Source organism: Pseudoalteromonas sp. M8, assembly GCF_018141365.1.
Classification (GTDB): domain Bacteria; phylum Pseudomonadota; class Gammaproteobacteria; order Enterobacterales; family Alteromonadaceae; genus Pseudoalteromonas.
Map to the genome: position 1 here is coordinate 2,932,289 of NZ_CP047240.1, position 13,323 is coordinate 2,945,611.

At 42.2% G+C, this 13,323-nt stretch carries 12 protein-coding genes; 5 read left to right on the top strand and 7 right to left on the bottom strand.

Translation table 11 applies throughout. The features are described 5' to 3' along the window. Window positions 1-19 precede the first annotated feature (19 nt). Window positions 20-1,777, bottom strand: coding sequence for a winged helix-turn-helix domain-containing protein (locus GSF13_RS17970; RefSeq protein ID WP_211866587.1), 1,758 nt, complete (start codon window positions 1,775-1,777; stop codon window positions 20-22). 144 nt (window positions 1,778-1,921) lie between these two features. On the opposite strand from GSF13_RS17970, the gene GSF13_RS17975 reads away from it, so the two are divergent. From GSF13_RS17975 to GSF13_RS17985, 3 genes are all read left to right on the top strand, one after another. Continuing rightward, window positions 1,922-3,421 (top strand): amidohydrolase family protein, encoded by a 1,500-nt coding sequence (locus tag GSF13_RS17975; protein ID WP_211866589.1) that lies wholly within the window; start codon window positions 1,922-1,924, stop codon window positions 3,419-3,421. 198 nt (window positions 3,422-3,619) lie between these two features. Continuing rightward, window positions 3,620-4,129 (top strand): disulfide bond formation protein DsbB, encoded by a 510-nt coding sequence (gene dsbB, locus GSF13_RS17980; protein WP_211866591.1) that lies wholly within the window; start codon window positions 3,620-3,622, stop codon window positions 4,127-4,129. Between the two features lie 12 nt (window positions 4,130-4,141). Continuing rightward, window positions 4,142-4,447: a hypothetical protein gene (locus GSF13_RS17985; RefSeq protein ID WP_017216140.1), complete on the top strand. Its 306-nt coding sequence runs from the start codon at window positions 4,142-4,144 to the stop codon at window positions 4,445-4,447. Window positions 4,448-4,498: 51 nt separating this feature from the next. Here GSF13_RS17985 and GSF13_RS17990 read toward each other — a convergent pair whose 3' ends face one another. Then, window positions 4,499-4,807 carry a helix-hairpin-helix domain-containing protein gene (locus GSF13_RS17990; RefSeq protein ID WP_174170006.1) on the bottom strand — a complete coding sequence of 103 codons (309 nt, stop codon included), beginning with the start codon at window positions 4,805-4,807 and terminating at the stop codon, window positions 4,499-4,501. A gap of 270 nt (window positions 4,808-5,077) precedes the next feature. Here GSF13_RS17990 and GSF13_RS17995 point away from each other — a divergent pair, with 270 nt between their 5' ends. Continuing rightward, a complete protein-coding gene (locus GSF13_RS17995; RefSeq protein WP_010606713.1) occupies window positions 5,078-5,392 on the top strand; it encodes a YebG family protein in 315 nt (104 codons plus the stop codon). Between the two features lie 94 nt (window positions 5,393-5,486). Here the strand turns inward: GSF13_RS17995 and GSF13_RS18000 are convergent, their stop codons facing one another. From GSF13_RS18000 to GSF13_RS18015, 4 genes are all read right to left on the bottom strand, one after another. Further along, window positions 5,487-6,677, bottom strand: coding sequence for an amino acid aminotransferase (locus tag GSF13_RS18000; RefSeq protein WP_211866593.1), 1,191 nt, complete (start codon window positions 6,675-6,677; stop codon window positions 5,487-5,489). A 179-nt stretch (window positions 6,678-6,856) separates the two neighbouring features. Next, a complete protein-coding gene (locus tag GSF13_RS18005; protein ID WP_174170004.1) occupies window positions 6,857-7,522 on the bottom strand; it encodes a GAF domain-containing protein in 666 nt (221 codons plus the stop codon). 127 nt (window positions 7,523-7,649) lie between these two features. Then, window positions 7,650-9,308: a fused response regulator/phosphatase gene (locus GSF13_RS18010; RefSeq protein WP_010606710.1), complete on the bottom strand. Its 1,659-nt coding sequence runs from the start codon at window positions 9,306-9,308 to the stop codon at window positions 7,650-7,652. Between the two features lie 21 nt (window positions 9,309-9,329). Then, window positions 9,330-9,635, bottom strand: a complete 306-nt coding sequence (locus GSF13_RS18015) for an STAS domain-containing protein (protein WP_010371095.1) — start codon at window positions 9,633-9,635, stop codon at window positions 9,330-9,332. Between the two features lie 143 nt (window positions 9,636-9,778). Here GSF13_RS18015 and GSF13_RS18020 point away from each other — a divergent pair, with 143 nt between their 5' ends. Continuing rightward, on the top strand, window positions 9,779-10,108 hold the full coding sequence (locus GSF13_RS18020) for a translation initiation factor (protein WP_017216143.1): 330 nt from the start codon (window positions 9,779-9,781) through the stop codon (window positions 10,106-10,108). Between the two features lie 40 nt (window positions 10,109-10,148). On the opposite strand, the gene GSF13_RS18025 is transcribed toward GSF13_RS18020, so the two are convergent. Beyond that, window positions 10,149-13,112 carry an EAL domain-containing protein gene (locus GSF13_RS18025; RefSeq protein ID WP_206471063.1) on the bottom strand — a complete coding sequence of 988 codons (2,964 nt, stop codon included), beginning with the start codon at window positions 13,110-13,112 and terminating at the stop codon, window positions 10,149-10,151. Between the last annotated feature and the right edge of the window lie 211 nt (window positions 13,113-13,323).

The following is a 13,323-nucleotide window of genomic DNA, read 5'->3' on the forward strand; positions in this document are numbered from 1 at the left end:
ACCTGAGTAACCAAACGTATTAGAGCTCGTTTTGTCTGCTTTCAAGCTTATTCAGCCATGCTTGTTTAAATTCGTGGTCTGATGTCAAAGCGAGATAAAGATCCGTAGCAAAAAAACTATCATTGTAGTCGGGTAACCAACCTGTGTTGAGCAGCTGCGTTAGCGCTTGTTTCGTTTCTGCTACGTCATTGTTAAGTGCAAACCAGTAAGGAGATAACGCTGCATCTAGCTGATTTCCTTGGTTAAGGTATTGTGCCAACAACTGTGTTACTCGCTTAAGCTTGCTTTGTTCACCTGTACGTTTCAGCATCAGGGCATAAGTAAGGTATTGCCCTACATTACCTGCCTCTGGCAATTTAAGCGCCGCGATATCAGCAAAATGCTGTTCAAAAAGTGTTAGCGCAGGTTGTATTCTCTGCTGTGCAAGTAAAGCAAGAATATAAGGCATCACATAATGATTACCCTTTGAGTCGAGCTCGTATCGCTGTTTTAAGAGTTCTTCGGCCTTTTCGAAATCGCCTTGTCGCCATGCGATCCCAGATTCAACATAGAGTCTAAATGCTGTAGAAATTGAACCTAAATTTGCGGCTTGCTGATATTTTTCCTCAGCTTCTTCTGCTCGCCCTAAACTCAATAACACCAATATGTGGCTCAACTGCTGCGCGGGGTACAATTTACTATGACTGATGTGATTGTTGCGGTACCACAGCAAATATTGGCTTGCTCTATTCTGGTTAAGCGGATAAAAGTCTAGCGCATAGAGCGGATTGTTCTTGGTGTGAGGGGCTACGGCAACGCTACGATCAAAATATTTTCGAGCGAGTACTAACTCTCTAAAATTCAAATAGGCATAGGCTAACCCTCGGATAATAACCGCATCGTTTGGTGCTAACTGATACGCTTGTTTATGCGCAGCAATTGCATCGGATATTTTGTGTTGGTCCCGAAGAAATCGACCGTACCAATGCCATAGGCGAGCATGCTTGGTTGAGAGCTCAAATCCGCGCTTAAAATAATTCTGTGCTTGCTCAATTTCATTCTCCATCACCGCAAAGCGTGCAAGAGAGGTTATCACTTCAATATTTGTATCATCTAAGATCCGTGCTTTTTCTAACAATGGCCGACATAAAGCAAGCGATTCATACTCTGACACCGCGCCATATACGCTTAGCCCCATAAAGACATTGCACAAGCCACTAAGTGCCTCGACATTATCACTTTGTTTAGATAACACTTGTTGATAAATCGTTTTCGCTCGCGCTAACTCTTCCACCGCTGTACTTTGGGATAGGTGTGTGGCAAGAGTGATCTCATCAAAGTACGGGTTGTTTTGTGTCTTGTGCTTTTGATCAGTTTGAATATAAAAAGCAAAAAAAGCGATGAGAGCGAGCAACGTAATGGTGACACCAAGCAGCCAAATTCGCTTTTTGCTCACAGGCATCACAGCCGCTTTATGCTCTCTAAGCGCAATGTTTGGATGAATGCGGTAACCTTGAGCTGATATTCTTTCTATGTATTCTTCGTATTGCGGATCTGTGTTTAAAATCTTTCTTAACTGCGCAACAGCTTGATAGACCGAATTGTCAGACACCACCTTCGGGTGCCAAACTAACTCGACGAGGTTTTCAATACTCAGAGGCTCAGGTTTCGCATCGACCAGCACCAACAGTAATTTCATCACTTTTGGGGTGACGGTATATTCACGGCCAGTCGGATACTCCACAATCTGGTTCAATTTTGGCACAACAAGCCAATTTCCCAAAAGCAAATTTTTCAACCCACGAACACCTTATGTTATTGATTATTTTAGTTTTAATTAAATTAAGAAAAATTTCAGAGTTAATTTATATGAAAATTAAAACACAAAGTACCTCGCCAGTTATGCTCGAAGGCATCTAATACGCACTAACTGGTTTTCATTATGAAAAAACAAACATTAATATTTGCGGCCTGTTGCGCCCTGTCTTCTCATGCATTATTTGCAGCAGTGGACCTTCGTATCGACAATGCTACCATTTTAAATCCTATTGATAAGCACCAAGTCAATATCATTTCCAATCATTGGCTCGCCATCCAAGATGGCAAAATTATACAAGTCTCTGACTCAAGTCAAAAACCGGATGCAGCACAGGTCATTGATGCTCATGGTCAATACCTCATACCAGGGTTAACCGATAGCCATGTCCACCTAAAAACTATGCCGGGGTTGCTTAACACTTCTCCTAGAGCTCGCCAAATGCAGGCAGCATTTTTACAACGGCAAGGCGCTAATTATCTTTACTATGGCGTCACGCAAGTTATTGACCCGTCAAACACTGCAATCGGCATGACCGAATTTACAGCAAATGGCCCCACACCCGACGCCTACTTTTGTGGCGCAATGCCAGTTTACCAAGGGTACAACGCAGAAGGCCTTAGTTACTCAAAGCTACATCAACATAAACCCTACTTTGCTGCGCAACACGGCGATCCTGCTCATGAGCTGACGCTATCTCAAGCACACGCTCACCAAGGAGCTCAGCCCTTGACGCGAATGAAATCTGACGGTGCAACTTGTGCCAAACTGTACTTTGAAGATGGCTTTGGAGAAAACAGTGCTATACCGCTTATTAACCAAGAAACTGCTAAACAATTAGTCGAGTCCGCAAACTCATTGAAGTTACCCGTAATGGCACATGCGAATGCCGTTGATATGCAACAACTTGCTGTAGATGCCAATATCAACGTTATGGCGCATGGACTTTGGAACTGGTTATCGCCAAATACAGCCCCTAGCGAAAGCGAACTGCCAACCAATGTAAAAGCTGTGCTGGATACCATCATCGAAAAAGGCATCGCATATCAAGCCACATTAAATGTGATGAATGCTCTGGCGAAAGTGACTGACAACACTTTTACCTTCTCCTCTGAATATCGTACCGTATTACCTCCGTTTCAAATTGCTTGGTATCAAAGTGAACCTGGTCGCTGGTTTTCTCGAGAAATGGGTCAAGGCTGGGGTGAAATAAGTAATCAACAAAAGGTCGCTAAACTTGAGCAAGTTTTCTCACAAGGGCAACGAGCACTAAATTATCTATATAAAAATGGCGCAACCTTGCTGCTTGGCTCAGATACGCCACCCGCACCAACTTATGTCTCGCAACCTGGCTTATCGACTTATCAAGAATTAACGATGATGGATCAAGCCGGAGTAGGCCTCGTTAGCTTGCTATCTGCTGCTACCATTAATAATGCGAAAGCATTTGCAATAGACAACCAGTACGGCAGTATCGCAGCTGGAAAAGTGGCAAATCTATTACTTTTAAATAGTAACCCTTTGCAGTCAGTCGCGGCTTATAACGATATTGAATATGTTATCTTACATGGCTCCGCCTTTGAGCGTGCGACTTTTCATATCGATGCCCTCGAGAAAAGTGAATGAGTAAATACGTTAGAATAGAAATGCTGATAATGTCGGTCTCACTTCAATTGACTTAATCAAGTGGTCTGTTTTGATATTTTCGAACTTCTGCAGGTAACAAGAGTCGAAAAATCGTTGCAAAGATAGCGCACACTGCGAAGTAAGGTTGCTCTAACGCGGCCAGATAAAGCATAATAAAACAAAAAGGGTTTCTCTATAATGAAGATTTCATCTTTTCATCTCTCTAGGCAATCTTGGGGATTGCTAGCACTATCCGCTGCTATTTTTGAAGCCGCTGCACTGTATTTCCAATACGGTATGGGTTTAGAGCCCTGTATTATGTGCATCTATCAGCGTTTTGCTATGTTGGGGTTATTAGCAGCTGGTTTAATCGGTATGACTTCTCCTCGCTCATTCGCGCTGCGTAGTCTGGCATTTGTTTCGTGGGGTGTAGGCAGTATTTGGGGTTATTTTATCGCCCGTGAACATATCAGTATGCAAACCACAACGGATCCATTTGCTTTTACCTGTGACTTTGTACCAAACTTTCCTGCGTTTATGCCGCTGCATGAATGGCTACCAAGCTTTTTTGCTGCAACAGGTGACTGCGGCAACATAGATTGGTCTTTTGCAGGATTATCTATGCCTGGATGGATGGAAATTATCTTTGCATTTTATAGTGTTGCATTTATTCTTTTCTTATTTTTCCACGTTACCAAAAGAACTTGAGATATCACATTCATGCATTTTAGGTTAAGCCAAATTGAGCAACTGAGAGCGTTTAAATTACGTGACAAGCAGATGATCTTACGTCTTGCACTTAGCCACCTTGATGCAAAAACAAAGGTCGTGTTAAGAATAGCCAAGTTGCTACTGCTCACACCATTTTTTGCCTCATTGGTCGTATTTGAAGGCTGGCTGTTATTACCTGTCTTACTCGTGGCAGGATTAATTTATCCGCTACTGACCACACCACTGGAAATACAGTTTGGCAAACCCAAGTTAGCTCAGGCAATCGCTGAGTTTAACGCCTCGAATAAGCCCTAATCTTTAATTTACCTGTGTGCGAGCAGCTAAGCTCGCACACAATAACTACGACTAGACTCTAATTTTCCCCTCCAGTTTTGCCAATATTCCTTTCCCAATTCCTTTTACTTCCAGCAACTCCGTTGTTGTTTTAAAGCGCCCCATTTTCTTGCGGTACTCTACGATGGCTTCAGCTTTACGAATACCAATCCCTGGTAAACTTGAAAGCGCCGAAGCGTCAGCGGAATTAATATCGAGTACAGCACTTTGCTGCTGTGTTTGAGAGACAGATTTTGCTTGATCCGTAGGTTTTGCGAGCACACTTGAACAGCTTAAACCTAGCGCCAATAAAATAGAAAGTATGGTGGGTTTATTGAACATATATACACTCCTTGTGCGTAAAAAGTATCCAAAGCTTACTGCATTTACCTCGGTGAGTGATTGCAGAAGCTTTTTAAATAAAGATTGGAATATTGACTTTGTCAAAAAACATTCATTCTTTCAAAAATCAAAATAAACATTAAGCTTTTGTTTTTAATGAATTTAATTAATTCTACTTCACTCAACAGCACTTGAAAAATTTTCAAAATAACTTGCTTAATCACTCGATTCGATTTACTGTATAAAAAAACAGTGACTAGGGGAATAACCATGGCCGTTATCATCAAATATGTTGTTGAAAGAAATGGAGTCGAGCGTATGACTTTCACGTCTAAAAAAGAAGCTGATGCTTATGATAAGATGCTAGATGTAGCTGAAGCATTGGAAGACATGCTAACGAAAGTTGACGTGCCGCTAAGTGAACAACAAGTTGAATCCCTAGCGCTTGAAATTGCAAAACAAAAAGATGACTTTGTGTCTGTGTTAAAAGGTGGCAAAGTAGCACCAAAGGCCAATACCAAAAACAAATCTGAAAACGAAAAAGCGTCAGATCCAGATAAAGTGACCAAAATTAAGCAAGCCTAAATGATAATAACCACTTACTTCAGTGGGTGGTTTAGGCTGAAAATAAAAAACCGCATGTTCTGCGGTTTTTTATTTTGTGCTGTGTAGCGTGGTATTATTTAATCACGCTTGCCACTGCGTCAGCAAAGTAGTCAATATTGTCTTTGCTTACGCCAGCTACGTTAACGCGGCTAGAGCCTACCATATAGATAGCATATTCAGTGCGTAGTCTGTCAATTTGCTCTTTATTAATACCCAAGAAAGAGAACATACCGTGCTGACGGTCAATGAACGAGAAGTCTTGCTCAACACCTTTTGCAGCTAGGCTTTCTTTGATCAACGTACGTAGACCATTGATACGACCGCGCATTTCGTCAAGTTCGTCGTACCACATTTGCGTAAGTTCAGTACTGCTTAGAATGGTATTTACAATATCAGCACCGTGTGCTGGCGGCATTGAATAGATACTACGAACCACACTAAGTAATACTGAGTTTGAAACATCAGCAGTTGCACTGTCTTTTGCAATGATTGAACACGCACCGATACGCTCGCGGTATAAACCAAAGTTTTTAGAGCAAGATGAACAGATGATCATTTCATCAACTGTATCCGCAACCGTTCTAAGGCCTTGTGCATCTTCTTCAAGGCTAGTACCAAAGCCTTGGTATGCAATATCAATTAATGGCGTAAAGCCTTGCTCTTTTGCAAGTTCAGCAACCACTTTCCATTGCGCTTGATTTAAGTCCATACCACTTGGGTTATGACAACATGCATGAAGTAGTACTACATCACCTTTAGGTATTTGCTTCAGCGCATTGATCATCTCATCAAACAACAACCCTTTGTTTTCGTAGTCGTAGTAAGGATACTCTTTAACTGTTAGACCAGCTGCTTCAAATAGGCTGATGTGGTTTGCCCAAGTTGGAGTCGTAACCCAAACAGTTGCATTGGTGTTGCAACGTTTAATAAATTCGGCAGCAACACGTAATGCGCCAGTACCACCAGGTGCTTGCGCCGTACGTACGCGATTTGCCAATAATGTACTATGCTCTCCAAGTAACAGTGTTTCCATCTTTTGACAGAAGTCTAAGTTACCAGCCAAACCAATATAAGATTTTGTCGTTTCGTTTTCTAAACGAAACGCTTCCGCTTTTTTAACCGCTTTAAGTACCGGCGTGTTTCCCTGCTCGTCCTTATAAACACCTACACCAAGGTCAATTTTGTTTGGGTTAGTGTCCTGTTTATAAGCGGCCATCAGGCCTAAAATAGGATCTGTTGGAAGTGGTTTTAGCTCTGAGAACATGGCTTATCTCTTTTATTTTAATTAATGCAAACTCGAGCGGCTGACGCCCGATTCCAGTAGACTTGATGGTAACATAGAGACTTGCATCTCAGTTACCATATTTATCTAGAATTTTATTCATTTTTGTAAACTTGGCAGCACCACAAAGGCGTCAAGTTTACAGCCGGACATTCCGATAATTATTTGGGTAAATATTCAGGGATTCTCGTACATGCTGCTGCAAGCAATGCTAAAATTTCTTCGTTGAAAAATGACTCAGAAAACGCTTCTGCATCAATAATTCCAATACAATTTTGAGCATCATCGAATAATGGCATACAGGTTTCTGCTTTCACCTTTGGATCGCAAGTGTAGTACTCTCCACCACTGGCGACATATTGAGGGATGTCATTAATCACTCGAGCTTTAGCACTTAATACCGTTTGAATATTATTTGACGTAGCGGCAAAAGCCTCCGTTATTGGGAATAGCGGTCTACTCGGCGCGCCAGAGTACGCTAATTTGAGAAGTTGTTTCCCTTCATTTGTCGCTCTTGCTTGGTATATGCCAAACCAATCAACAGCTGTAAATTCAACTACCGCTGACACTATCGTTTGTAGCTTAGCAAGCGATTGCTCATTCACCGTGTTCTTTTCAACGTAGTCACTCAACAAAAAAGGCGCTTCCTGAAGGTGCCCAAACAAGCTACAAGCGCCTCCTTCCCCAAGCTCAGGGATCTGATATGACCACACAGCAAGGCTTGAGTTTTGCTCAATATAAGCATCTAGTTTTTCTAATTGCAGCAAAAGCAATTCGCGGGAGATAGATAATCCACTCAATGAAATATAATCTGACATTTTAGCCATCTAAACATCTAAAGTTAATGCAACTTTACCACGCTCTTTATACCTTGCCAACACTAAAAAACAGGTACATAGAGTAATAGGAATAGATATTAAACTAAAGCAGAGGTGAAATGCGCTTGAGTGGAATTTAGACCGATTTGGAGGTGAGTGAATAAATCATTTCTACTTCATTTCCAGCACTGTTGTAGCTAACGCTTTGGGCAATCTCGTTAAGTAAGCTAACACCTCGACCGTGGCTATGCTCTTGCTGCGCTTTATTGCGCTCGCTTGATTCAAAACCATTACCTGAATCACAAATGTTGAAGTATAGCTTTAGCTCTTCAGGGCTATAGCGCACAGAAATAATAATTAGCGCTTCTTTTAGCTCCTTCAAAACACTCTCTCGCAGACTATAGAACTCAAAAAACCCATCTTCTTTGTTTTTAATCTCAGAATCTAACCCCAGCACACCGTGATCTAAAGAATTATTGTAGGCCTCTGAGAGTAATAAGAAGATGTTAGAGCGATGCGCCGAAATACCGTCAACCTCACTAAGCAAATCCACCAGCTCAAGTACCGGATCTGTCGTTTTCATCTGCTTGGCATCTAAAGATAACGAAATATTAAACGGCAAACTTGAATAATGGTTAGGCACAGAAACAATTGAATCGCTAGCAACGCAATTAACAATCGCGATACTTAAGTCATCTTGTTGCTCTGTATTGCCAGAAAACTCGCGAACTTCAGAGATAATTTGATCCGTGGAAATATGCTGCCGACTCGCCAGCAAGCGCTTTAACCGTCGTTCGCCATACATTTCCCCCCGCTCAGACTCAGACTCGATGATACCGTCTGTCGCCATTACGAGGCGTTGGTCGGGGCTAACTTCAAAATGCAGCAGATTACGTTCAAACTCATCAACTTCTAAAATGCCGAGTGCCATATGTTGGCTCTCAATGGTTTTAATAAGGCTACCATTTTGGTCAATCAGATATAAATCTGGCAAACCACCAAGCCAAGCAGAAACACTTTTCCCTGAGCTGCTCAATTCAATGATTGCTGCTGCACAAAACATATGACCGGGTAATAACTCATTAAGGGCGGTATTGAGCTCAACGGCTATATCACTCACCGCCATCCCCTTTTGCACCATAGTATAGAAAATGCGCGACGCAGGAAGCGCGCCGACCGCAGCTGCTAAACCATGGCCAGTAAAATCACCAAGTAAACAATAAAAGCCACCCATCGGGCTCTTGGCCATTAAAAACATATCGCCATTAAACATTGACGCGGGTGACAAGTGATATTCACAAATCTCAGGATATTCAGATTGTTGTGCAAGCGCATTACTAAAGATGTGCTCAACAATCTCGTGCTCTCGCTCTATTTGGTTATAGTGATATTCTAGTTGTCGGCGTTGTTCGTTGCTTTGTTGGCTGAGCCTACGGGTCCTCGCATGCGCTTTGATTTTGGCTGATAAAATAACTTTATCAAACGGCTTATGAATAAAGTCATCGCCTCCTACAGCGAGACACTTTTCAAAGCTGCTTTGATCTTCAAGTGCAGTGATAAAGATGATGGGGAGGTATACGTCGCCCGCATATTGCTTTATTTTGGGGGCAGTCTCAAAGCCATCCATTACGGGCATGACAACGTCTAGCAGCACGATGTCGATGTCCTGACTTTCGAGAATTTTTAATGCATCACGACCATTGTGCGCACAAAAAACGGTATAAAATTGTTGCTCAAGCATCGCCTTGAGCAGCTTACAGTTTAATACCTGATCGTCGACTACCAAGATATTCATGAGGGGCTAATCTATCGGCGTTCAGTCAATATCAAACTTCTTATCAAAACGAGAGATCTGGAGGATTTTCTTAAGTTGTGGACGACAATTACTAATTTGAATGCTAGAAACTGAGCTTCCTAGTGTTTTTTTCATATTTAACAGCATACCCAAAGCGGAGCTATCCATATAGTCGGTTTCACGCAGGTCAACAACAACCTTTTCGGTTTGATCATTCACCTCCGCATACGCCTGACGAAACGATTGCACCAAATTAAAGTCGAACTTGCCTCTAATTTGAATGGTTAGTGTCTTACCGTCAGCAGAAGCGTTTTTACTCAAGCTCATCATTAAGCTCCTAAATTATTTTGATTTGTTTCCCCTCACCAATTTAAATATAACGCTTAAAAATCATTTAGCAAAAAATAAAAAACATCTAATCTGCTTTTTGCTATGATCTCTGCAAAGAACCCGTAAGAGGACCAGAATCAATGTCAGAATCAAGACTTGTGTACTCCACAGATGTAGGCCGTATTGACACCAAAGAGCCAAAGCAAGAAGTTCAAGGGAAAGTTTTTAAGGACGGCGCCGTTCGTATTGAAAGACAAACTAAAGGGCGCAAAGGTAAAGGTGTTATGCTTGTTGTTGGCATCGATAGTGAACAGCACGATCTCAAGAAATTGGCAAAAACGCTTAAATCTAAAATGGGTCAAGGTGGTGCAGTTAAAGAAGGCGTTATTGAAATTCAAGGCGATGACAGAGAAAAGCTTAAGCAATTATTAGAAGGCCAAGGCTTCAAAGTGAAAATCGCTGGTGGTTAAGCGCTTATTATTTTCAGCCCCAAGCTTTGGGGCTGAGTCGCTATACCGCTGGGGCAAACCGCAAAATCTCGGCTTCACTTAACGGCGGGCTGTAGTAATAACCTTGTACAATATAGCAGTTATTTTTCGCCAAGAACGTCATCTGAGCCTCAGTCTCCACCCCTTCAGCAATAACCTGCAAATTTAATTTTTGCGCCATCGCAATGATAGCTGCAGTGATTTCCATATCGTTCGGATCTTCAGGGATATCCTTTACAAAGGAGCGGTCTATTTTGAGTATATCAACTGGGAAACGCTTAATGTAACTCAAAGACGAATAGCCTGTACCAAAGTCGTCAATAGACAGTGAAACACCAAGCGCTTTGATATCTTTAAGTTGTATGATTGCCGCTTCCACGTCTCCCATCAGCATACTCTCGGTAAGCTCAAGGTGCAGTAGAGTCGGCTCCATCTCAGTTCTGTCTATAATATCTGACAGCGTGCTGATCAATTGTGCATCTTTAAACTGCCTCGCAGAAAGGTTGATGGATATGTTGGCAATCTTCCCCGCGGCTTTTAAACGACGAGAAAAATGGCACGCTTCTTCTAACACCCATGCACCAAGCTCTACGATTAGGCCTGTCGCTTCAGCAATTGGAATAAACTTACTTGGCGGAATAGTTCCCTCGCTCGGGTGGAACCAGCGAATAAGCGCTTCATAGCCTACAACCTCTCTACTTTCACTGTTCACTTGTGGCTGATAATGCAAGGTAAATTGTTGCGCTTTAATTGCTATACGCAGCTCGTTTTCTATATATAGGCGCTCGTTAGCAGCTTCGTCTAAATCTTGGCTATAGAAATGGTAAGTGTTCCGCCCTTTTGCTTTGGCCTGATACATTGCCAAATCTGCATGTTTAAGCAGCTGCTCCTCTTCTTTACTGTCAAACGGAGCCATGGTGATACCAATACTTGCACTGACGATCACTTCGTTATTCCCCAGTTTTATTGGTTCTGCCAGTGTCTTTTGAATGATATTGGCAACTTCCATGGCATTTTCTCGCTCATTGATGCCACTCAGTAACACCGCAAACTCATCCCCACCCAATCTGGCAATGGTATCTTCTGCACGGAGCCGCTTTTTCAATCTCGTCGCGACTTCAAGCAATAAGCGGTCACCCGCGTCATGTCCCAAGGTATCATTGATGCGTTTAAACTCATCTAAGTCAAAGTAAAATAGAGCAAAGGCGTAATGGCCACGTTCGGCAAGCGCCATGGATTTACGTAACTGCATCCTGAAAAACGTTCGGTTGGCAAGGCCAGTTAAGGTATCAAAGTAAGCCAATTCTTCCATTTTACGCTGGCTTTCTTTTACAAACGAAATATCTTGGGCTGAGGCGACATAACTTGAAATTGCGCCGCCTTCTTCACGGATCGGCGACACGCTCAAACTGACCCAAATAGGCGCCTCTCTGTTACCCGCCAACATGGTATCCCCGCGCCAATGATTGCGACTGCGTAAGTCAATATCGATATCATCAATGAGAATTGCCATGTCTTTTGAAATAATACTCAAAAGCGGAGAGCCAATAAAATGCTGTTCATCATAGCCCGTCATTTCCTGCATTTTTGGATTGACGTACTCAATTTGAAAATGCTCATTGGTCAATACAACGCCAGTACCAGAAAAAGCCACAGCTTTTGACAAACGGTTTGCCGCCTTTTCTGCGATTTCCTTTTCTGTAATACGTTGATTTAGGCCATTTACAAGCTGTTTTATCTCAACACTCATGTCATTAAATGAGGCGTTCAATTGACCTATTTCGTCATCGGTATGGGGTAAGGTTGGCGTATCCCACTGCCCTCGGCCAAATCCCTTCACTGCTTTAACAAGCGCATTGATGCGTTTGAGTACTAATTGATATAGAACCTGATGCAGTAATATCGCAACAAAAATGGCATACAGAATAAACAAACCAAAGAACTTAACTTTAAGCTCTTCAATGGCCGAGATAGCCGACGCCCGCTTCTTGTAGATCCCAATGTACCAATCTAAATTGGCAATATGGGTCACGTGCATAATATGCCAGTTGTCTTTATACCTAAATTCATCTTGGATATTTGGTAGCTTAGTAATAAGTGCAGTTTGTACTATTTTACTCAAGTCTTCAGGTAGTTTGTTGTGGTCCAGTAGCTGCCCGGTCGTAGCAGTGGTTTTAAACAGACCTGGAGCTGCCAATAACCGACCCTGTTTATCAAAAACGATGAAGCCTTGCTGATGGTCAGATTTAGGTAATTTTTCGAGTAAGGTGGTCAACTCTATATCGCTACCCGTTAACCCAAGGTATTTATCATGTAAGTATAAAGGCACCAAAATACTCACCACCCACTTGTTCCAAACCCTATCAAAATACACGCCCGACCAAACCGCTTCCCTCGTTGGGTTTTGTTCAGCGTGTAAAACAGGCAAGTTATGAAGCTGATTATTTACCAGCCTTGGGTCTTTCGCTAATAAGGCATTAGGAGGTGCAACACGAACAAAGCCGTCTTTTGTAGATAAGTAAAAATTAAAGAAATCTTGTAACAGTGGAGGCGCAAGAATGTTCCAGAGCAATTCAGATTCAGAAAATAGCTTTTGCACTGACTGCAATTTTAAATTGCCAGTATACATAGCTGCAGAGAGGCCATTTTTAGCTGTACTCGCTAAGTTTTCGCCACGCACGTCAACGCTCGCTTGTGCGCCAGATAAATCTTGAACACCGTAAAGTAAGTGTTTGGAAACCACTGAGTTGGCTTGTTCGGCCAAGTTGGCTTTAAGATCGAGGTAATTTGAGAACTGATTGTTCACCTGCGCACTAAAACGCTTGAGCTCATCATACTCTTCATAGATTAACTGCTTTTCTTCAGATTTTAGCATCAATGCCGCAGCAAAAACCCCCGCGATCAAACACACGGCCGAAATCAACATCGACAGCTTTACACTTAAAGAGCTTGCACCATATCTTGATGGGGGACGACGATTGCCCACAAGTTAGCCTATTCTTTTATTTACAGTGGTGGTGTTGCCTGAATATACCAGAATATTTTTCGACTCGCCAATAAGTTACGTTTGATTAACGTACTTAACTCACTGAGATTGGACACTTATCTACCAAATAACTTAGGTTTTTGCGCATACGTCCAAAGTAGTACTTGTTTTCTCGTTTAGTTCTATGCTAATAATGTATTCAGTTTCAAAG